A 20,278-nucleotide genomic window follows, 5' to 3' on the forward strand; every position below is an offset into this window, starting at 1 on the left:
GTCAGGGGATGAAAAGCAGGGCTACAGCCCCTGCCAGTGCGGCTTCGCCGCGTATGTGGCCCGGAAGTAGTCGGCCAGCTTCAGCCCGGCGGCCGCGGCCTCGTCGACGACGACGGTCGCGTGCGGGTGCAACTGCAGCGCCGAGGCGGGCACGAGCGCGGCGACGGGGCCCTCGACGGTCGCCGCGACGGCCTCGGCCTTGCCCGCGCCGGTGGCCAGCAGGACCAGGTGGCGGGCGTCGAGGATGGTGCCGATGCCCTGGGTGATCACGTGGTGCGGCACCTGGTCGATGTCGTCGTCGAAGAAGCGCGCGTTGTCGATCCGGGTCTGCTCGGTGAGCGTCTTGATCCGGGTGCGCGAGGCGAGGGAGGAGCAGGGCTCGTTGAAGCCGATGTGGCCGTCGGTGCCGATGCCGAGCAACTGCAGGTCGACGCCGCCGGCGTCGGCCAGGGCCTGGTCGTAGGCGAGGCAGGCGGCGGTGATGTCCGCGGCGTTGCCGTCGGGGCCCATGAACGAGGACTCGCCCAGGCCCAGCGGCTCGACGACCTCGCGCAGCACGGTGGAGCGGTAGGACTCCGGGTGCCCGGTGGGCAGGCCGACGTACTCGTCGAGCTGGCAGATGCGCGCCCGGGAGGCGTCGGCCCGGCCGGAGCGGACCTTCGCGGCGAGCGCGGTGTAGATCGGCAGCGGCGTCGAGCCCGTGGCCACGCCCAGAAGCGCGTCCGGCTTCCGGGTCAGCAGGTCGGCGATCGCCGTGGCGATGAGCTCGCCGCCCGCCGCGGCGTCAGGAACGATCACAACTTCCACGCTGGCCTACCGATCTGGAGAGGAGTGGTGCCACCTGCACCATGTGGTATAGACCAATCTAGCAGCAGGGCCGCGCCTGGCGCTCCCCCTCTTTCGTAACAGCGCCCGAGGTCAGCCGCCGCACCACTGGTCCGCACGAGTGGCCTGGTCACGTACGCTCGCAGGGCAGGTCGACACCGGGTCGGCGAGGAGAATGGTCGGCATGGGACGCGGCAGACTGCGCATCTATCTGGGGGCGGCCCCGGGCGTGGGCAAGACCTATGCCATGCTCGGCGAGGGCAGACGCCGGGCCGAACGCGGCACCGACGTCGTCGCCGGGTACATCGAGCCACACGGACGGGCGCACACCGCCGCGCAGATCGAGGGCATCGAGGTGGTGCCCCGCCGGGTGATGACCCATCGCGGCGCCGACTTCACCGAGCTGGACCTCGACGCGGTGCTGGCCCGCCGTCCCGCCGTCGCCCTGGTGGACGAGCTCGCCCACACCAACGTGCCGGGCTCCCGCCACGACAAGCGCTGGCAGGACGTCGAGGAGCTGCTCGACGCCGGGATCGACGTCATATCCACGGTCAACATCCAGCACCTGGAGTCGCTCGGCGACGCCGTCGAGGGCATCACCGGGGTGCGGCAGCAGGAGACCGTCCCGGACGAGGTGGTGCGCCGGGCCGACCAGATCGAGCTGGTCGACATGGCCCCGGAGGCGCTGCGCCGCCGGCTCGCCCACGGCAACGTCTACGCGCCCGAGAAGATCGACGCCGCCCTCGCCCACTACTTCCGCCCCGGCAACCTGACCGCCCTGCGCGAGCTGGCGCTGCTCTGGGTCGCCGACCGGGTCGACGAGTACCTGCAGCGCTACCGCGCCGAGAACCACATCGCCAGCACCTGGCAGGCCCGCGAGCGCATCGTCGTCGGCCTCACCGGCGGCCCCGAGGGCCGCACCCTGATCCGGCGTGCCGCCCGGATCGCCGCCAAGGGCTCAGGCAGCGAGATCCTGGCCGTCTACGTCTCCAGTAGCGACGGCCTGACCAGCGCCTCGCCCAAGGAGCTGACCGTCCAGCGCGGCCTGGTCGAGGACCTCGGCGGCACCTTCCACCACGTACTCGGCGACAACGCCGCCGAGGCGCTGCTGGAGTTCGCCCGCGGCGTCAACGCCACGCAGATCGTGCTCGGGTCCAGCCGTCGCAAGCGCTGGCAGTGGATCTTCGGGCCGGGCGTCGGCGCCACCGTCGCCCGCGAGGCCGGCGACATCGACGTGCACATCGTCACCCACGAGCAGGTGGCCCGGGGACGGCTGCGGCGGATCCGGCGGATCGCCAACCTCGGGCTGCCGCGCACCGTGGCGGGCTGGCTCGTCGGCGTGGTCGGGCCGCTGTTGCTGACCTGGGTGCTGAGCTTCTTCCCTGCCAGCAGCTCCAACCACACCGAGATGCTGCTCTACCTGGGTCTCACGGTGGGCGCGGCGCTGCTCGGCGGGCTCTTCCCGGCGCTGGCCTCGGCGGCGGTGGGATCGCTGCTGATCAACTGGTTCTACACCCCACCGCTGCACACACTGACCATCAGCTCGGTGCAGAACATCATCGCCGTGGCGGTCTTCCTGGCGGTGGCTCTCTCGGTGGCCTACGTCGTCGACCTGGCGGCCCGGCGCACGGCCGACGCCGCGCGCAGCCGCGCCGAGGCGGAGACGCTGAGCTTCCTGGCCAACAGCGTGCTGGGTGGCACGAGCGGGCTGCCCGCGCTGCTGGAGCGGGTCCGGGAGACCTTCCAGATGGAGTCGGTGGCCCTGCTGGAGCGTCCGGACGAGTTCACCCCGTGGCGCACGGCCGGCTGCCTCGGCCCCGGCCCCGTCAGCCGACCCGAGGACGCCGACGTCGACGTGCCCGTCGGCGACCACCTCGCGCTCGCCCTCAGCGGCCGGGTCCTGCCGGCGGGCGACCGCCGCGTGCTGGTCGCGTTCGCCGCGCAGGCGGCCGTGCTGCTGGAGAAGCGCCGCCTGGAGGAGGCGGCCGCCGAGGCGCGCCGCCTCGCCGAGGGCAACCGGATCCGCACCGCGCTGCTCGCCGCGGTCTCGCACGACCTGCGCACCCCGCTGGCCGGGATCAAGGCCTCGGTCAGCTCGCTGCGCTCCGCCGACATCGCCTGGGAGCCGGAGGACGAGGCCGAGCTGCTGGCCGGCATCGAGGCCGGCGCCGACCGGCTGGACCACCTGATCGGCAACCTGCTCGACATGAGCCGGCTGCAGACCGGCACGGTCGTCCCGATCGTCCGCGAGATCGACCTGGACGAGGTCGTCCCGCTCGCCCTCCTCGGTGTCGCCCCGGAGGCGGTGCGCACCGAGATCCCCGAGACGCTGCCGATGATCTCGGCCGATCCCGGCCTGCTGGAACGGGCGCTCGGCAACGTGATAGAGAACGCGGTCAAGTACAACGCGGGCAACCGCGTCGGCCTCGGCGGCGAGCCCTGCCGGGTCGCGGTCTCCGCCAGTGAGCTGAAGGGCCGGGTGGAGGTGCGGGTCGCCGACCACGGCCCGGGCATCCCGGACGAGGCCAAGGAGAAGGTCTTCGAGCCGTTCCAGCGCTACGGCGACGCCCCGCGCGGCGCGGGCGTCGGGCTCGGCCTCGCGGTGGCCCGCGGCTTCGTCGAGGCGACCGGCGGCACGCTGAGCGCGGAGGACACGCCCGGCGGCGGCCTCACCATGGTGTTCACTCTTCCGTGTGCGGCGGCGACACCGGTCGCCGCGCCGCCGGCCATCCGCACGGCGCTCCTCCAAGAAGGGCAGCAGCTCACATGACCCGGGTCCTGGTCGTCGACGACGAACCGCAGATCGTCCGCGCCCTGGTGATCAACCTGAAGGCCCGGCACTACGAGGTGGACGCCGCCCACGACGGCGCCTCCGCGCTGGAGCTGGCCGCCGCCCGTCACCCGGACGTGGTGCTGCTCGACCTCGGCCTGCCCGACATGGACGGCAGCGAGGTGATCCGCGGTCTGCGCGGCTGGACCAAGGTGCCGATCATCATCCTCTCCGCCCGCCAGAACTCGGACGAGAAGGTCCAGGCGCTGGACGCCGGTGCGGACGACTACGTGACCAAGCCCTTCGGCATGGACGAACTGCTCGCCCGGCTGCGCGCGGCGGTCCGACGCGGGGCGCCGGACGGTTCCGAGACCGAGAGCGCCAGCGTGGCCACCGAGACCTTCACCGTCGACCTCTCCGCCAAGCGGGTCACCCGCGAGGGCAAGGACGTCCGGCTCACCCCGACCGAATGGCACCTGCTGGAGGTCCTGGTCCGCAACAGCGGACGTCTCGTCAGCCAGAAGCAGCTGCTCCAGGAGGTCTGGGGCCCCGCCTACGGCACCGAGAGCAACTACCTGCGCGTCTACATGGCGCAGCTGCGCCGCAAGTTGGAGGCGGACCCGAGCGCTCCGCGGCACTTCGTCACCGAACCGGGCATGGGATACCGCTTCGAGTTGTGATGCCTGCGGGAGCCCCCTCGGGGCCACGTCCGGGCTGTACCCTTCGGGCATGAGCAGTGAGATCTCCAGTGCGCGCCCGCAGGGGCGGCTGCGCCGCATGTTCAGCAAGCTGAACAGCAGCAACGAGGAGCTGAACGCGGAGCAGCTGCGGCAGGACGTCGAGCAGACCGGAGCCATCCCCATCGCGTCCTGCGGCGACCGCCAGGAGGTCACCGTCAGCGGCACGCTGCGCGCGGTCACGCTGCGCCCCCGGGCCGGGGTCCCGGCGCTGGAGGCCGAGCTCTTCGACGGCACCGACGCGCTGGACGTGGTCTGGCTCGGCCGTCGCTCGATCGTGGGAATCGAGCCGGGCCGCAAGCTCACCGCACACGGCCGGGTCAGCCACGCGCGCGGGCGCCGGGTGCTGTTCAACCCGCGCTACGAACTGCGTCCCCAGGGTCAGGAGTGACCGCGTGAGCCACCGTGCACCAGCCGCCTCCACCGAGGTGGTCGACAACGGGGCGGCCAGCCTGATCGAGGCGTTCGGCGGCGTCCGCGGCATGATCGACATGACCCTGCCGGGTCTGGTCTTCATCGTCGTCTTCACGATCACGCGCAGCGTGGTGATCTCGTCCTGGTCCGCGGTGGGCATCATGCTCGTCCCGGTCGCCTGGCGCCTGTACCGCCGGGAGACGCTGAAGCACGCCCTCGGCGGCCTGCTGGGCGTCGGGATCGGCGCGTTCATCGCGATCGAGTCGGGCAAGCCGCAGAACTTCTACCTGTGGTCGATGCTCTACGGTCTGGCGCTGATGGTCGTCTACGCGGTCTCGGCGCTGGTCCGCTGGCCGCTGCTGGGCGTCATGCTGGGGCCGATCCTCGGCGAGAACATGACCTGGCGGACGCAGAACCCGGGCCGCTTGGCGGCCTACACCAAGGCCACCTGGGTCTGGGTGGTCCTGTTCGCGATCCGCGCGCTGATCCTCTTCCCGCTGTACTGGGCGGGTCAGGTCACCTGGCTCGGCGTCGCCAAGATCGGTCTCGGTGTTCCGCCGTGGCTGGTCGCGATCTACCTCTCCTGGCTGATCCTCTCCAAGGCCCCACCGCCGATCAAGGTGAACCTCGACGAGGAGGAGGGCCCGGAGGAGCAGGCCGCGCGAGCCGTGGACGAGGCCGTCGACGGCGCGCTTCACGACTTGGCCTCCGGCCCGGTTCCGCAGGAGCACTCAGAGCGGTAGTTGCAGCACGCTGAGGGGCGCGGGGAACAGTTCCCCGCGCCCCTGGATGTTTCAACTACTGCGCGGCGAAGAGAGCTTCCAGTTCGGTTTCCTTCTCCGCCGTCGCGACGAAGAGCAGCTCGTCGCCCGCCTCCAGGACGTCCGAGCCCGAGGGGACCAGGACGCGGCCCTCGCGGATGATGGTCACGAGCGCCGTGTCGTCCGGCCAGTCGATCGACTTGACCTGGGTGCCGACGACCGGGGCGTCCGCGCCGAGGGTGAGTTCGACGAGGTTGGCGTCGCCCTGACTGAAGCGCATCAGGGTGACCACGTCGCCGACGCTCACGGCCTCCTCGACCAGCGCGGACATCAGGCGCGGGGTGGAGACGGCGACGTCCACGCCCCAGGCCTCGTTGAAGAGCCACTCGTTCTTCGGGTTGTTCACCCGGGCCACGACCCGCGGCACCCCGTACTCGGTCTTGGCCAGCAGCGAGACGACCAGGTTGACCTTGTCGTCGCCGGTGGCGGCGATCACGACGTTGCAGCGCTGCAGCGCCGCCTCGTCCAGCGCGGTGATCTCGCAGGCGTCGGCCAGCAGCCACTCCGCCTGGGGGACCCGCTCGACCGAGATGGACTTGGGGTTCTTGTCGACGAGGAGCACCTCGTGACCGTTCTCCAGGAGCTCGCCGGCGATGGAACGACCCACCGCGCCGGCCCCGGCGATTGCTACGCGCATCAGTGCTCCTCCGGACCCTTCGCGAAGACGGCCTCGACGGCCTCGAGCCCGGCGGTGCGCAGCATCACATGCACCAGGTCGCCCTCCTGCAGCACCATGTCGGACGTCGGCAGGATGCCCTGGCCCAGTCTGGTCACGAAGGCGACGCGGACCTCCGCCTCCTGCTCCAGCCTGGCGACGCGGTGGCCGATCCAGGCGGGGGCGAAGGGGACCTCGGCGAGCTGGACCGCGCCGCTCGGGTCCTGCCAGTGCGGCTCGGCGCCGGACGGGAGGAGCCGGCGCAGCATCTGGTCGGCGGTCCAGCGCACGGTGGCGACGGTCGGGATGCCGAGGCGCTGGTAGACCTCGGCGCGGCGCGGGTCGTAGATCCGGGCGGCGACGTTCTCCACGCCGAAGTTCTCCCGGGCCACGCGCGCCGCGATGATGTTGGAGTTGTCGCCGCTGCTGACCGCGGCGAACGCGCCGGCCTCCTCGATGCCGGCCTCTTTGAGCGTGTCCTGGTCGAAGCCGACCCCCGTGACGCGCCTACCGGTGAAATCCGACCCGAGACGGCGGAACGCCGTGGGGTCCTGGTCGACGACGGCGACCGAGTGACCCTGCTTCTCGAGGGTGCGCGCAAGCGTGGACCCCACGCGTCCGCAGCCCATGATGACGATGTGCACGACCGTCCTTCCGGTATCGGTGTTCGAGGTCGATGGTGACACCCTCTTAACGCTCTCCTGTCACCAGGGTGGCACTCCCGGGAGTATTTGGTACCCAGAGCGCGACAGTTGGACCACCTTCCTCCCCGGAACCCTCACACCAGGTCGCGGGGCCCCTCGCGCCTGCGAAGCCGCCGTTTTGGACCCCTACTACCTGCGAACCTTCGGCAGCATCTACGATCCTCTGCGTGCCAAAACTCACGGACCTGTCTAAGCGCATCCTTATCGGTCGCGCGTTGCAGAGCGACAAGCTCGGCGAGACCCTGCTGCCCAAGCGGATCGCTCTGCCGGTCTTTGCCTCCGACGCGCTCTCCTCGGTGGCCTACGCCCCCGAGCAGATCTTCCTCTCCCTGTCGGTGGCGGGCATCGCCACGATCCACTTCTCCTGGTGGGTCGGCGCGATCGTCGGCCTGGTGATGCTGGTCGTCGTGGCGTCCTACCGCCAGAACGTCCACGCCTACCCGAGCGGCGGCGGTGACTACGAGGTCGCCACCGTCAACCTCGGCGGCAACGCGGGCCTGACCGTGGCCGCCGCACTGCTGGTCGACTACGTGCTGACCGTGGCGGTCTCCACGACCTCGGGCGTCGCCAACATCGTCTCCGCCGTTCCGTCGCTGCACGGGCACGAGGTGGCGCTGTCGGTCACCCTCGTGGTCGTCCTGATGGCGATGAACCTCCGAGGGGTGCGTGAGTCCGGCACCGCGTTCGCGATCCCCACGTACGCCTTCATGGGCGGCATCTTCGTGATGATGATCTGGGCCGCGGTCCGGAACGTCGGTTTCGGCGCGCACATGCACGCCGCCAGCGCCGGCTTCTCGCTGGTGCCGCAGGCCGGGCACGTGGACCCGACCGGCATCGCCATGGTCCTGCTGCTGCTGAAGACCTTCTCCTCCGGCTGTGCCGCGCTGACCGGTGTCGAGGCGATCTCCAACGGCGTCCCGGCCTTCCGCAAGCCCAAGAGCAAGAACGCCGCGACCACGCTGCTGATGATGGCCGTGATCGCCGTCACGATGCTCATCGGCATCATCTGGATGGGCAACCTGACCGGCCTGAAGATGGCCGAGGACACCAGCCAGCTGCACGGCGCCCCGGCGGGCTACCAGCAGAAGACCGCGATCGCCCAGATCTCCGAGGCGGTCTTCTCCAACTTCCACCTGGGCTTCTACTTCATCGCCGCGGTCACCGGCCTGATCCTGGTGCTGGCCGCCAACACGGCCTTCAACGGCTTCCCGGTGCTCGGCTCGATCCTCGCCCAGGACCGCTACCTGCCGCGTCAGCTGCACACCCGTGGTGACCGGCTCGCGTTCTCCAATGGCATCATCCTGCTGGCGGGCGTGGCGATCGTCTTCATCGTCGGTTACGACGCCGACCCGAACCGCCTGATCCAGCTGTACATCATCGGCGTCTTCGTCTCCTTCAACATGAGCCAGACCGGCATGATCCGGCACTGGACCCGCCTGCTGAAGACCGAGACCGACCCGGCCGAACGCCGCCGCATGATCCGCAGCCGGGTGATCAACGCGGTCGGTCTGACCTGCACCGCCTGCGTGCTCGTCGTCGTGCTGGCGACCAAGTTCATGTCCGGCGCGTGGATGTCCTGCCTGCTGATGGTCGTCTTCTTCATCACCATGAAGGGGATCAACAAGCACTACAACCGGGTCTCCGCCGAGCTCGCCCTGGACGGCGCCGAGGCCGAGGCCGAGGCGCTGCCGGCCCGGATCCACAGCGTGGTGCTGGTCTCCAAGCTGCACAAGCCGACCCTGCGGGCGCTGGCCTACGCGCAGCTCTCCACGCGCGGCAGCACCGCGCTGGAGGCCGTCACCGTCGACGTCGACCCGGTCGACACCAAGGGCCTGCAGGAGGAGTGGGAGCACCGCGGCATCGAGGTGCCGCTCAAGGTGCTGCACTCGCCCTACCGCGAGATCACCGGTCCGGTCGTCGAGTACGTGCGCAACCTGCGCAGCCGCAACCCGCGCGACGTCGTCACGGTCTACATCCCGGAGTACGTCGTCGGCCACTGGTACGAGCACCTGCTGCACAACCAGAGCGCGCTGCGGCTCAAGGGCCGCCTGCTGTTCAAGCCCGGCGTGATGGTGGTCTCGGTACCCTGGCAGTTGGAGTCCTCCGAGCGCCGCCGCAAGCAGCGCCCGTGGAACGCGCCGGGACAGATCCGGCGCGGCGACATCGGACGCCGCGAGGAGCGGCCCACGGCGTCGGTCTCCGCCGTTCCCGCTCCCTCTGCCGCTAAGGACGACCAGGCGTGACCTCCCGCCGCAGCACCACCACCGCCCGCCGCACCTCCCCGTCGGACGCCCCCTCGCTCGTCGGCGAGCGCTACGAGGTCGAGGTGGGCCCGGTGGCCCACGGCGGCCACTGCGTCGCCCGCCACGAGGGCCGGGTCCTCTTCCTCCGGCACGCGCTGCCGGGCGAGCTGGTGATCGCCGAGGTGACGGACGGCACCGCGTCCTCGCGCTTCCTGCGCGCGGACGCGGTGGAGGTGCTGCGGCCCGCCAAGGAGCGGGTCACCCCGCCGTGCCCGTACGCCGGGCCGGGCCTGTGCGGCGGCTGCGACTGGCAGCACGTGACGCCGGGCGGGCAGCGCAAGCTCAAGGTCGCGGTGCTGACCGAGCAGCTGAAGAAGCTCGCCGGGCTCACCCCGGAGGAGGCGGGCTGGGACGGCAGCGTCGAGCCCGCGCCCGGCGACAAGCTCCCCGCCGGCGAGGTGCCGGCCTGGCGCACCCGGGTGCAGTACGCGGTGGATCCGAAGACGGGCCGGGCCGGCCTGCGCCGCCACCGCTCGCACGAGGTGCTGCCCGTCGAGCAGTGCCTGATCGCGGCGCCGGGCGTGCGGGAGCTCGGCATCGAGCGGCGCGAGTGGCCGCAGATCGCGAGCGTCGAGGCGATCGCGGCGACCGGCTCCTCGGACCGCGCCGTGATCCTGGTCCCGACGCCGGGCGGCCGGCTGCCGATCGTCGAGCTGGACAAGCCCGTCTCGGTGCAGCGCATCGACGACCACGGCGGCTACCACCGGGTCCACGGCCGCACCTTCGTGCGCGAGCGCGCGGCGGACCGCACCTGGCGGGTCAGCAACGGCGGCTTCTGGCAGATCCACCCGGCCGCGGCCGACACCCTGGTGAACGCCGTGCTGGACGGGCTGGAGCCGCGTGAGGGCGAGAACGCCCTGGACCTGTACTGCGGGGTCGGCCTGTTCGCGGGCGCGCTCGCGGACCGGCTCGGGGAGTACGGCGCGGTGCTCGGCATCGAGTCGAGCAAACAGGCCGTCGAGGACGCCCGCCACAACCTCTCCGACCTGATCGGCGAGAAGCGCGTCCGGATCGAGGCCGGGCAGGTCGAGAAGCTGCTGCCGCGCACCGGCATCAGCGAGACCGACCTGATCGTCCTGGACCCGCCGCGCTCCGGCGCCGGCCTACAGACCGTCAAGCACCTCGCCGGTCTCGGCGCCCGCCGCATCGCCTACGTCGCCTGCGACCCGGCGGCGCTCGCGCGTGACCTGGCCGCCTTCGCCGAGTCCGGCTACCGCCCGGTCCGGCTGCGCGCCTTCGACCTGTTCCCGATGACGCACCACTTCGAGTGTGTGGCGATTCTGGAGCCCGCAGAGCAGTAAGCCTGACCTGTCGGTCCCTTTTCCCGTCCGCTGACGCCCCTGCCCGGCCCCGTGCCGCGGGCAGGGGCGTTGACGTGTTGCCCGTCGGGCGCCTCCACCGCTCCTCCGTCCGTACGCGATCGGACCGCCGCACGATCACAGGACGACGACGAGGGGACGTAGTGATGGACCTGAGAGAAGCCTTGCAACGTGGCGCTGATCCCGAGGAGTTGGAGCGGGCGGTGCTGCCTGCCACGTACAAGGCGGCTTATCTCAGGGCCGAGGACGTCGACATGTTCGGCGATGCCACGGACCGGGACGTGCGGAAGTCCCTGGTGGTGGGCGAAGTGCCCATGCCGGAGATCGCGCCGGACGAGGTGCTCGTCGCCGTGATGGCGAGCGCGGTCAACTACAACTCCGTGTGGTCGGCGATGTTCCTGCCCGTGCCGACGTTCGCCTTCCTGAAGCAGTTCGCGAGACAGGGCGGTTGGGCCGCCCGTCACGACCTGCCGCACCACGTCATCGGTTCCGACGGCGCCGGGGTCATCGTGCGCGTCGGTTCCGGTGTGCGCCGGTGGAAGGTCGGGGACGAGGTCGTGATCCACCCCTCGCAGGTGGACGACCAGGAGGCCGGGACCCACGACGACGGGATGCTGGGTGAGAACCAGCGGGCCTGGGGCTTCGAGACCAACTTCGGTTCCATGGCCGAGTACACGGTGGCACGGGCGAGCCAGCTGATTCCCAAGCCGAGGCACCTCACCTGGGAGGAGGCCGCCTCGAACACCCTGTGCGCCACCACGGTGTACCGCATGCTGGTCGGCAAGCACGGCGCGCGACTCAAGCAGGGCGACGTCGTGCTGATCTGGGGCGCGGCGGGCGGCCTGGGAACCTATGCGGTGCAGATGGTGAAGAACGGCGGCGGAATCCCGATCGGCGTCGTGAGTTCCCCGCGCAAGGCCGAAACGCTGCGCGAGCTGGGCTGCGACTTCGTCATCGACCGCACCGAGATCGGCCTCGACGGCGACGTCGCCGCCGACCCGGACGCGGTGATCAGGCTGGGGAAGCGCCTGGGCTCCAGGATCCGCGAACTGGTGGGGCGTGACCCGGACATCGTGTTCGAGCACACCGGCCGTGCCACGTTCGGCGTGTCGGTGTTCGTCGTCCGCCGCGGCGGTGTGGTGGTCACCTGCGGCTCCAGCTCCGGCTACCAGCACAGCTACGACAACCGGTACCTGTGGATGAAGCTGAAGAGCATCATCGGCAGCCACGGCGCCAACCTGCAGGAGGCCGTCGACTGCACCCGGCTGATCGCGGACGGGAGCATCAAGCCGGTGCTGTCCGAGGTCTACCGGCTCGACGGTGCCGCCGACGCCTGCCGTCGGGTGCAGTTGAACGAGCATGTCGGCAAGATCGGGATCCTGTGCCTGGCCCCGTCGGCGGGCCTGGGCGTGTCGGATCCCGCGCTGCGCGACCGCCTCGGTGGCAACGCGTTGACCCCGACGATCCAGTGAGCGGGGTCCCAGCGGCGCCCGAACCCATCGCCGTGATCGGTCTGGCCTGCCGGCTGCCGGGCGCGTCCACGGTCGAGGAGCTGTGGGAACTGCTGCGGTCCGGTCGCAGCGCGATCGGCACCGCCCCGGCCGGCCGGGGCCTGTCCGCCGACCGGACGGGCGGCTTCCTGGCCGAGGTGGACCGGTTCGACCCCGAGTTCTTCGGCATCGCGCCGCGCGAGGCCGCGGGCATGGACCCGCAGCAGCGGCTGGCGCTCGAACTCGCCTGGGAGGCACTGGAACACGCGGGCATCGTGCCGGGTACGCTCCGGCACAGCCGCACCGGCGTGTTCCTCGGTGCGATGACGGACGACTACGCGGAGCTGTGCCGGCAGCGCGGCGCGGCCGAGGCCGGCGCCACCACTCTGACGGGCCTGGGCCGGAGCATCCTCGCCAACCGGATCTCCTATGTGCTGGGCCTGCGCGGACCGAGCATGACGGTCGACTCAGGGCAGTCCTCGTCGCTGGTGTCGGTGCTGCTGGCCTGCGAGAGCCTGTGGTCGGGGGCCGCGACCACCGCCCTGGCCGGCGGTGTGCAACTGAACCTCAGTGACGACGGGTTCGTGGTCGCCGACCGCTTCGGCGCCCTGTCGCCGGACGGGCGCGCCTACACCTTCGACGCCCGCGCCGCCGGGTACGTGCGCGGTGAAGGCGGCGGCATGGTGGTGCTCAAGCCACTGGAGCGGGCCCTGGCGGACGGCGACAGCGTGCTCGGGGTGATCCGCGGCGGCGCGATGAACAACGACGGCGGCGGCCCCTCGCTCACCTCGCCCAGTGCCGACGCCCAGATCGAGTTGCTGCGGTCGGCCTACGCCCACTCCGGCGTCGACGCGGCCGAGGTCGGCTTCGTGGAACTGCACGGCACGGGCACCCCCACGGGAGACCCGGTGGAGGCCGCCTCCCTCGGCGCGGTGCTGGGAACGGCGCCGCCCGCGACCACACCGCTGCCCGTCGGCTCGGTCAAGACGGTGCTCGGCCACCTGGAGGGCGCGGCCGGGATCGCCGGTCTGCTGAAGGCCGTGCTGTGCCTGCACCACCGGATGCTCACCCCGAGCCTGAACTACCGCACCCCCCACCCGAGGATCGACCTGGCGGCCACCCGTCTGACGGTGAACACGGAGCTGCGGCCCCTGGCGGCGACCGGACGTCCGTTGGCGGCGGGCGTCAGTTCCTTCGGCATGGGCGGAACCAACTGCCATCTGGTGCTGGCCGAGTGGCCGGCCCCGGCGGCAGCCGACCCTGACCCCGCGTCAGGGTCCTGGCCGGTGCTGCTCTCCGGCCGGACCGAGCAGGCCGTCCGGGATCAGGCATCCCGCCTGCAGGCCCATCTGGACACCCACCCGCGGCTGTCACCGGCCGCGGTCACGCACGCCTTGGCAACCACCCGCACCCACTTCTCGCACCGAGCCGGGTTCGTCGCCGGCGACCTCGGCGAACTGCGCGCGGGGCTCGACGACCTGGTCGCCGGTCGGGGCCGTACGGATGTGGTGGACGACGGGACGTGCGCGCTCCTGTTCACCGGGCAGGGCAGCCAGCGGCTCGGCATGGGTCTCGAACTGCGTCGCGCGGTGCCCGCGTTCGCGGACGCGTTCGACGCCGTGACCGCGCGACTGGACCCGCTGCTGCCGCGACCGCTGCGCGAGGTGCTCGACGGCCCGGACGCCGAGGTGCTCGACCGGACCGAGTACGCACAGCCGGCGCTCTTCGCCTACGAGGTGGCGCTCGCCGCGACACTGGAGCGGTGGGGCGTGCGGCCGGATCTGCTCATCGGACACTCGATCGGCGAGTTGGCCGCCGCGCGGACGGCCGGTGTGCTGTCGCTGGAGGACGCCGCGACGCTGGTGGCCGCGCGTGGCCGGCTGATGCAGGCGCTGCCGGCGGTCGGCGCGATGGTGGCCGTGGAGGCGGCCGAGGCCGAACTCGGCCGACTCCCGGCCGGTGTGGCCGTCGCCGCGGTCAACGGCCCGAGCGCCACCGTGCTGTCCGGCGACCGTGACGCGGTGCTGGCACTGGCACGCAGGTGGGAGTCGGCCGGGCGGCGGGTCCACCGCCTGCGGGTCAGCCATGCCTTCCACTCGGCCCACCTGGATCCGATGCTCGGCGAGTTCCGCGCCGTGGCGGAGACCCTCGGCTACCGACCGCCACGGGTGCCGATCGTGTCGGACCTGACCGGCGAGGTGATCGCGGCCGAGGAGATCTGCCGCCCCGACTACTGGGTCCGGCAGGTGCGCGGCACCGTGCGTTTCCTCGACGCGGTCCGCACGGCGCGGGCTCACGGTGTCACCCGCTTCCTGGAGGTCGGCCCGGACGCGGTGCTGACCGGCGCCGGCCGGGAGTGCGCCGGCGACGACACCGCGCTCTTCGCGAGCGCGGGCCGAGCGCGCCGTCCGGAGGTGGCCACCCTGCTGGCCGGGCTGACGGCGCTGTCCGCACGTGGGATGGCGATCGACTGGCCGACGGTCTTCACGGACCTGGGCGTGCGGACGCGTGAGCGGACGGTGCTGCCCGCCTACCCGTTCCAGCGCTCCCGCTTCTGGCTCGGCGACGAGTCGGCGGTCACGCCGGCCACGGACCCGGCGTCGCCCACGCTCACCGGCCCGGCCGTCAGGGACCTGGTGCTGGCCGAGTTGGCCGCCGTGCTCGGCCTGCCGTCGGCGGCGGGCCTGGACGTCGAGGCCTCCTTCCAGGACCTGGGGCTCGACTCCGTGGGTGCGGTCGAACTGCGCAACCGGCTCGTCCGCCGCACCGGCCGTTCCGTCCCGGCCGGTCTCGTGTTCGACCACCCGACCCCGGCCGCGGTCGCCGGCCACCTGCGTGCACTCATCGACGGCGGGCCCGTGCCCGAGACCGCCCCGCCGGAGCCGGACGACTCCGCCCGTGACGACGGCGACGACCCGGTGGTCATCGTGGGGATGGCCTGTCGTCTGCCCGGAGGTGTCGCCTCGCCGGAGGACCTGTGGCGGCTTGTCTCGGACGGGGTGGACGCGATCTCGACGTTCCCCGCCGACCGGGGCTGGGACCTCGCCGCACTGGCCGACGCGGACGGACCCGGTGGTTCGCGGACCCGGTCCGGCGGCTTTCTGGCGGACGTGGCCGGTTTTGACGCCGGGTTCTTCGGGGTGTCGCCGCGGGAGGCGCTGGCGATGGATCCGCAGCAGCGGCTGCTGCTGGAGGTGTCCTGGGAGGCGATGGAGCGTGCCGGGCTCGACGTCCGCGGGATGCGCGGAAGCCGGACGGGCGTCTTCACCGGGCTGATGTACCACGACTACGCGGCCGCCTACGAGAGTGTGCCGCCGCAGGTGCGCGGCCATCGGATGACCGGCGGCGCGGGCAGCGTCGCGTCCGGCCGGGTCGCCTACCGGTTCGGCTTCGAGGGCCCGGCGATCACCGTCGACACCGCGTGCTCCTCCTCCTTGGTGGCACTCCATCTCGCCGTGCGCTCGGTGCGCAGCGGGGAGTGCGACGTCGCCCTGGCCGGCGGTGTCACCGTGCTGTCCTCGCCTTTCACCTTCGTGGAGTTCAGCCGCCAGGGCGGTCTGTCGGCCGACGGTCGCTGCCGGTCCTACGGTGACGGAGCGGACGGCACGGGATGGGCCGAGGGCGTCGGTGTGGCCGTGGTGGAACGGCTGTCCAGGGCGCGGGAGTCGGGGCACCGGGTGCTGGCGGTGGTGCGCGGGACCGCGGTGAACCAGGACGGCGCCAGCAACGGCCTGACCGCGCCCAACGGCCTGGCGCAGCAGCGGGTGATCCGAGCGGCGCTCGCCGACGCCGGCCTGTCGGCCTCGGACGTCGACGTGGTGGAGGGCCACGGTACCGGTACCGCGTTGGGCGACCCGATCGAGGTGCAGGCGCTGGCGGAGACGTACGGCCGCGATCGGGGCACCGCGCCGCTGCTGCTCGGGTCGGTGAAGTCGAACATCGGTCACACCCAGGCGGCGGCCGGTGTGGCGGGCGTGGTCAAGATGGTGCTCGCCCTGGACGCCGGTGTGGTGCCCGGATCGCTGCACGCCGATCCGGCGTCGCCGCAGGTGGACTGGTCGTCCGGCGGGGTGGAGGTGGTGTCGTCGGGGTCGGTGGGGTGGCCGGAGAGCGGTCGCCCGCGGCGGGCCGGTGTGTCGTCGTTCGGCATCAGCGGAACGAACGCGCACGTCGTCCTGGAGCAAGGGGATGCTGCTGAGCCGCCGTCGGCGCCGGGGAACGGCGAGGGCCCGGTGCCGCTGGTGCTCGGCGCGTACGACCCCGAGGCGCTGCGCGCGCGGGCGGGGCAGGCCCGGTCCCTGCTGGCGGCCGAGGATCCGGCTGATGTCGCCCACTCCCTGGCCCGGTTGGAGACGTTCACCGAACGGGCCGTCGTGGTCGGCGCGGACGAAGGCACGCTGCGGGCCGGGTTGGCCGCCGTGGCCGAGGGACGGTCGGCACCGGGGGTGGTGCGCGGACGATCCCGGCCCGGCGGGCGACTCGCTGTGCTGTTCACCGGGCAGGGCAGCCAGCGGGCCGGGATGGGCCGTGAACTCGCGGCCCGCTACCCGGTGTTCGCGAGGACACTCGACGAGGTCTGCGGGGAGCTGGACGGTCGGCTCGCGCCGCACGGTTACCGACCCGTCAGGGAGGTGATGTTCGCCCCCGAGGGCTCCGCCGACGCGCATCTGCTCGACCGGACCGGCCACACCCAGGCCGCGCTGTTCGCGTTCGAGGTCAGCCTGTACCGGCTGGTCGAGAGTTGGGGCGTTCGGCCGGACGTGGTGGCCGGCCACTCCGTCGGCGAGATCACGGCGGCGCACGTCGCCGGGGTGCTGAGCCTGGCGGACGCGTGCGCGCTGGTGGCCGCCCGCGGCCGGCTGATGCAGGCGCTGCCCACCGGTGGCGCGATGGTCGCAGTGGAAGCCGACGAGCGGCAGGTCGCCGACGTGCTCCCGGCCGGGTCCGCCGACATCGCGATCGCGGCCGTCAACGCGCCGAACGCCGTGGTGCTCTCCGGTACGCGTTCGGCGGTCGGCGCGGCCGCCGACGCGCTCGGTTCGGCCGGGCGCAGGACCACCTGGCTCAACGTCAGTCATGCCTTCCACTCGCCGCTGATGGCGCCGATGCTCGCCGAGTTCCGCGCGGTCCTGGAGACCCTCACCTTCCGGCCGCCCACGATCGCGCTCGTCTCCAACGTGACCGGGCGGCCCGCCGAGGACGATCTGCTGCTCTCGCCGGACTACTGGACCGAGCACGCGAGCGCGCCCGTGCGTTTCCACGACGGCGTGCGCGCCCTGCTGGCCACGGGCGTCACCGCGACGTTCGAGGTGGGGCCCACACCGGTGCTGACCGCGCTGGTCGAGCAGGCGTGCGCGGTCGAGCCGATCGCGTGCGTGCCCGCCCAGCACCGCAGGCGGTCGGAGGTGGCCGGCCTGCTGACGGGACTGGCCGGGCTGCACGTCAGCGGGGTCGAGGTGGACTGGACGGCCGTACTGCCGAAGGGGCGGCGCGTGCCGCTGCCGACGTACCCCTTCCAGCACCGCCGGTTCTGGCTCGACCCCCGTCCCGCCGCCGCGCCCGACTCGCTCGGCCTGCGGGCCGCAGGCCATCCGCTCTTGGGAGCGAGGGTCCAACTGACCGGACGCACGGAGGTGTTCACCACGACCTTGTCGGTGGCCGCCGCTCCGTGGCTGGCCGACCACGTCGTCGCCGGTGCTGTCGTGGTTCCCGGCGCGGCGCTGGTCGAGCTCGTGCTCGCGTCGGGAGCCGAGGTCGGGGCCGGTGAGCTGGCGGAGCTGGTGCTGGCCGCTCCCCTGACCCTCGGCGATCAGGAAGCGGTGATCGTCCAGATCGAGGTCGGGGCCGGGGACGCCGCGGGACGACGCACCGTCACGGTGCACTCGCGCGAGGATGCTTCGACGGACTGGACCCGGCATGCCTCCGGCGTCCTCCTACCCGTCGGCTCACCGCCCCCGGCCGTGGCGGCCGTCCCGGTCGAGGCCGCCACGGAGCTGTCGGTGGACGAGCTCTACGGCGGGCTCGCGGCAGCCGGCCTGAGCTACGGTCCGGCCTTCCGGCGGGTGACCGCGGTGTCGGCTGCCGGCGAGACCGTGCTGGCCGACGTCAGGATCGACGAGGACACCGCCGGCTACCTCGTCCACCCGGTCCTGCTCGACGCCGCCCTGCACGGCGCAGGCCTGCTCGATTTCTTCACCGGCGAAGCGGGACCCCGTCTCCCGTTCTCCTGGTCCGGGGTCCGGGTGCACCAGCCCGGCGCGACCGTCGCGGCGGTCCGGATCACCCGGTCGCGGGAGGACACCATCCGCGTGGAGCTGGCCGACCCGGCCGGGAGACCGGTCGTGACCGTGGACGGGATGACGGTCCGCACGGTGTCCGCCGACCGTCTGGCCGGCGCGGCAGAGCGCCCGTTGCGCGTCGACTGGATCCCGGTCGAGGTCGGCACCGGCACTGTCGGCTCGGCTGTGATCGCGGGCGAGCCCCTCACCGGCCTGACCGAGGCGTTGGCCCACGACGGACGAGAGGTCATCCGGCTTCCCGACCTGGCCGCGCTCGACCGGGCGGACCACCTTCCGGACCTGGTCGTGCTGCCGTGGCGGGCGGGAACCGAGGCCGACCTGCCCGCGCGGGTCCACGCCGCGACCCGGCGGGCACTCGTGGCGCTCCAGACCTGGTTGAGCCGTGATCGCGGAACGGCGCGGCTCGTGGTGCTCACCGGGGACCGGCCGGAACTGGACACCGCCGCGGTGCGCGGGCTGATCCGATCGGCGCAGCGCGAGAACCCGGGCCGGATCCTGCTCGTCGAGACGGACGGCCGACCGGTCTCGCTCGCCGCTCTGCCCGACGTGCTCATGCTCGACGAACCACAGTCGTCCATCCGGAACGGACGGATCGCCGTGCCCAGGCTCGGGCCCGCGGACGAAGGCCCGGCTCCGGCTTGGCGGGCGGACGGCACCGTACTCGTCACCGGTGCCAGCGGCGCGCTCGGCGACCTGATCGCGCGTCACCTGGTCACCACGCACGGCGTGCGCCGGCTGCTGCTGGCCAGCCGGCGGGGCTCGGCCGCACCGAACGCGACCGCACTGCGGGCCGCGCTCACGGAGGCCGGGGCCGAGGTGGAGTTCGCCGCCTGCGACCTCGCCGACCGGGCCGCGGTGGCGGACCTGCTGACCCGTGTTCCGGCGGACCGGCCGCTCACCGGCGTCGTGCACGCGGCGGGCGTCCTGGACGACGGGGTGACCGAGGCCCTCACCCCGGAGCGGCTCGCCGGGGTGCTCCGGCCGAAGGTCGACGCGGCCTGGCACCTGCACACGCTCACCGCGGACCTCGGCCTCGACCACTTCGTGCTGTTCTCCTCCGCCTCGGGGGTGTTCGGCGCGGCCGGGCAGGCCAACTACGCGGCGGCGAACGCCTTCCTGGACGCGCTGGCCGCACAACGCGTGGCGGTCGGGCTGCCGGCCACGGCGATGGCCTGGGCGCCGTGGCGGGAAGCGGGCATGGCCGGCTCGTTGAGCGCCGGCGACCTGGCGCGACTCGCCCGCCTCGGGATGGCGGCCATCTCGAACCAGCAGGGCCTCGCCCTGTTCGACGCCGCCCTGTCCGCTCCGGACCCCGCGGTGGTGCCGCTGCGGATCGACCGGGCCGCGCTGGCCGACCGACCCGCCGAACTGCCCGCGCTGCTGCGCGGCCTGGTGCACGTGAGTGCCGTGACCCCGGCCGCTCCCGAGGCCACCGCCCGGGCGACGTTCCTCGACCGCCTGTCCGGCCTGTCCGTGCCGGAGCGTGAGCAGGCGGTGGCGGCACTGCTCCGTGCCGAGGTGGCCGCGGCGCTGGGCGGCGGCGCTGTCGACGCCCGGCGCGGCTTCCGCGAGCTGGGGGTCGACTCGCTCATCGCGCTGGAGCTGCGCAACCGGCTCAGCGCCGAGACCGGGCTGGCCCTCCCCGCGACCGTCGTCTTCGACTACCCGAGCCCCGCCTCGCTGGCCGCGCACCTCAGCGAGGCACTCGCCGAGGACGTGCCCGACCCGGTACCGGCTGACGAGCCGCCCAGCGGACCTCCCGACGAAGCCTGGGGCGACGAGATCGACCTCGACAGCCTCGACGTGGCCGCGCTGGTGCGGCTGGCCATGGCCGGGCCCGGCCCGGGAACGAACCCTCAGGAGACGACGACATGAGCAGCCCAACCCCCTCGCCCGACGCGGTCGTCGAGGCGTTGCGCGAGTGCCTGCGGGAGGTCGGCC

The 20,278-nt window shown here is 72.6% G+C and carries 11 protein-coding genes; 8 read left to right on the forward strand and 3 right to left on the reverse strand.

Annotation, left to right across the window (positions count from 1 at the left end; translation table 11 throughout):
- Window positions 1-21: 21 nt before the first annotated feature.
- A complete protein-coding gene (gene nagB / locus DN069_RS00375; RefSeq protein ID WP_111498642.1) occupies window positions 22-807 on the reverse strand; it encodes a glucosamine-6-phosphate deaminase in 786 nt (261 codons plus the stop codon).
- Between the two features lie 202 nt (window positions 808-1,009).
- Here nagB and DN069_RS00380 point away from each other — a divergent pair, with 202 nt between their 5' ends.
- From DN069_RS00380 to DN069_RS00395, 4 genes are read left to right on the forward strand one after another with little or no spacing between them, the layout of a single operon-like run.
- Window positions 1,010-3,595: a sensor histidine kinase gene (locus tag DN069_RS00380; protein ID WP_111498643.1), complete on the forward strand. Its 2,586-nt coding sequence runs from the start codon at window positions 1,010-1,012 to the stop codon at window positions 3,593-3,595.
- The gene (locus tag DN069_RS00385) at window positions 3,592-4,275 is read left to right on the forward strand and encodes a response regulator (protein ID WP_111498644.1); all 684 of its coding nucleotides are present in this window, start codon (window positions 3,592-3,594) and stop codon (window positions 4,273-4,275) included. Before DN069_RS00380 ends, DN069_RS00385 begins: the two co-directional genes overlap by 4 nt.
- Before the next feature lie 49 nt (window positions 4,276-4,324).
- On the forward strand, window positions 4,325-4,723 hold the full coding sequence (locus DN069_RS00390; RefSeq protein WP_111498645.1) for an OB-fold nucleic acid binding domain-containing protein: 399 nt from the start codon (window positions 4,325-4,327) through the stop codon (window positions 4,721-4,723).
- A gap of 4 nt (window positions 4,724-4,727) precedes the next feature.
- On the forward strand, window positions 4,728-5,489 hold the full coding sequence (locus tag DN069_RS00395) for a DUF3159 domain-containing protein (protein ID WP_243638806.1): 762 nt from the start codon (window positions 4,728-4,730) through the stop codon (window positions 5,487-5,489).
- A gap of 55 nt (window positions 5,490-5,544) precedes the next feature.
- Here the strand turns inward: DN069_RS00395 and DN069_RS00400 are convergent, their stop codons facing one another.
- Both DN069_RS00400 and DN069_RS00405 read right to left on the reverse strand, forming a co-directional pair.
- Window positions 5,545-6,204, reverse strand: a complete 660-nt coding sequence (locus tag DN069_RS00400; RefSeq protein WP_111498646.1) for a potassium channel family protein — start codon at window positions 6,202-6,204, stop codon at window positions 5,545-5,547.
- Window positions 6,204-6,866: a potassium channel family protein gene (locus DN069_RS00405; RefSeq protein ID WP_111498647.1), complete on the reverse strand. Its 663-nt coding sequence runs from the start codon at window positions 6,864-6,866 to the stop codon at window positions 6,204-6,206. Before DN069_RS00405 ends, DN069_RS00400 begins: the two co-directional genes overlap by 1 nt.
- A gap of 227 nt (window positions 6,867-7,093) precedes the next feature.
- Here DN069_RS00405 and DN069_RS00410 point away from each other — a divergent pair, with 227 nt between their 5' ends.
- The 4 genes from DN069_RS00410 (at window position 7,094) to DN069_RS00425 (ending at window position 20,212) form a co-directional block, all read left to right on the forward strand.
- Window positions 7,094-9,169 (forward strand): APC family permease, encoded by a 2,076-nt coding sequence (locus DN069_RS00410; protein WP_111498648.1) that lies wholly within the window; start codon window positions 7,094-7,096, stop codon window positions 9,167-9,169.
- Window positions 9,166-10,530 carry a class I SAM-dependent RNA methyltransferase gene (locus DN069_RS00415; RefSeq protein WP_111498649.1) on the forward strand — a complete coding sequence of 455 codons (1,365 nt, stop codon included), beginning with the start codon at window positions 9,166-9,168 and terminating at the stop codon, window positions 10,528-10,530. The genes DN069_RS00410 and DN069_RS00415 overlap by 4 nt, the downstream gene beginning before the upstream one ends.
- Before the next feature lie 164 nt (window positions 10,531-10,694).
- Window positions 10,695-12,020 (forward strand): crotonyl-CoA carboxylase/reductase, encoded by a 1,326-nt coding sequence (gene ccrA, locus DN069_RS00420; protein WP_207892005.1) that lies wholly within the window; start codon window positions 10,695-10,697, stop codon window positions 12,018-12,020.
- Window positions 12,021-12,100: 80 nt separating this feature from the next.
- Entirely contained in the window at window positions 12,101-20,212 is an 8,112-nt protein-coding gene (locus tag DN069_RS00425; RefSeq protein WP_481557179.1) for a type I polyketide synthase, read from the forward strand.
- The last annotated feature ends 66 nt before the right edge of the window (window positions 20,213-20,278 follow it).

The sequence above is a fragment of the Streptacidiphilus pinicola genome, assembly GCF_003258295.1.
Lineage (GTDB): Bacteria > Actinomycetota > Actinomycetes > Streptomycetales > Streptomycetaceae > Streptacidiphilus > Streptacidiphilus pinicola.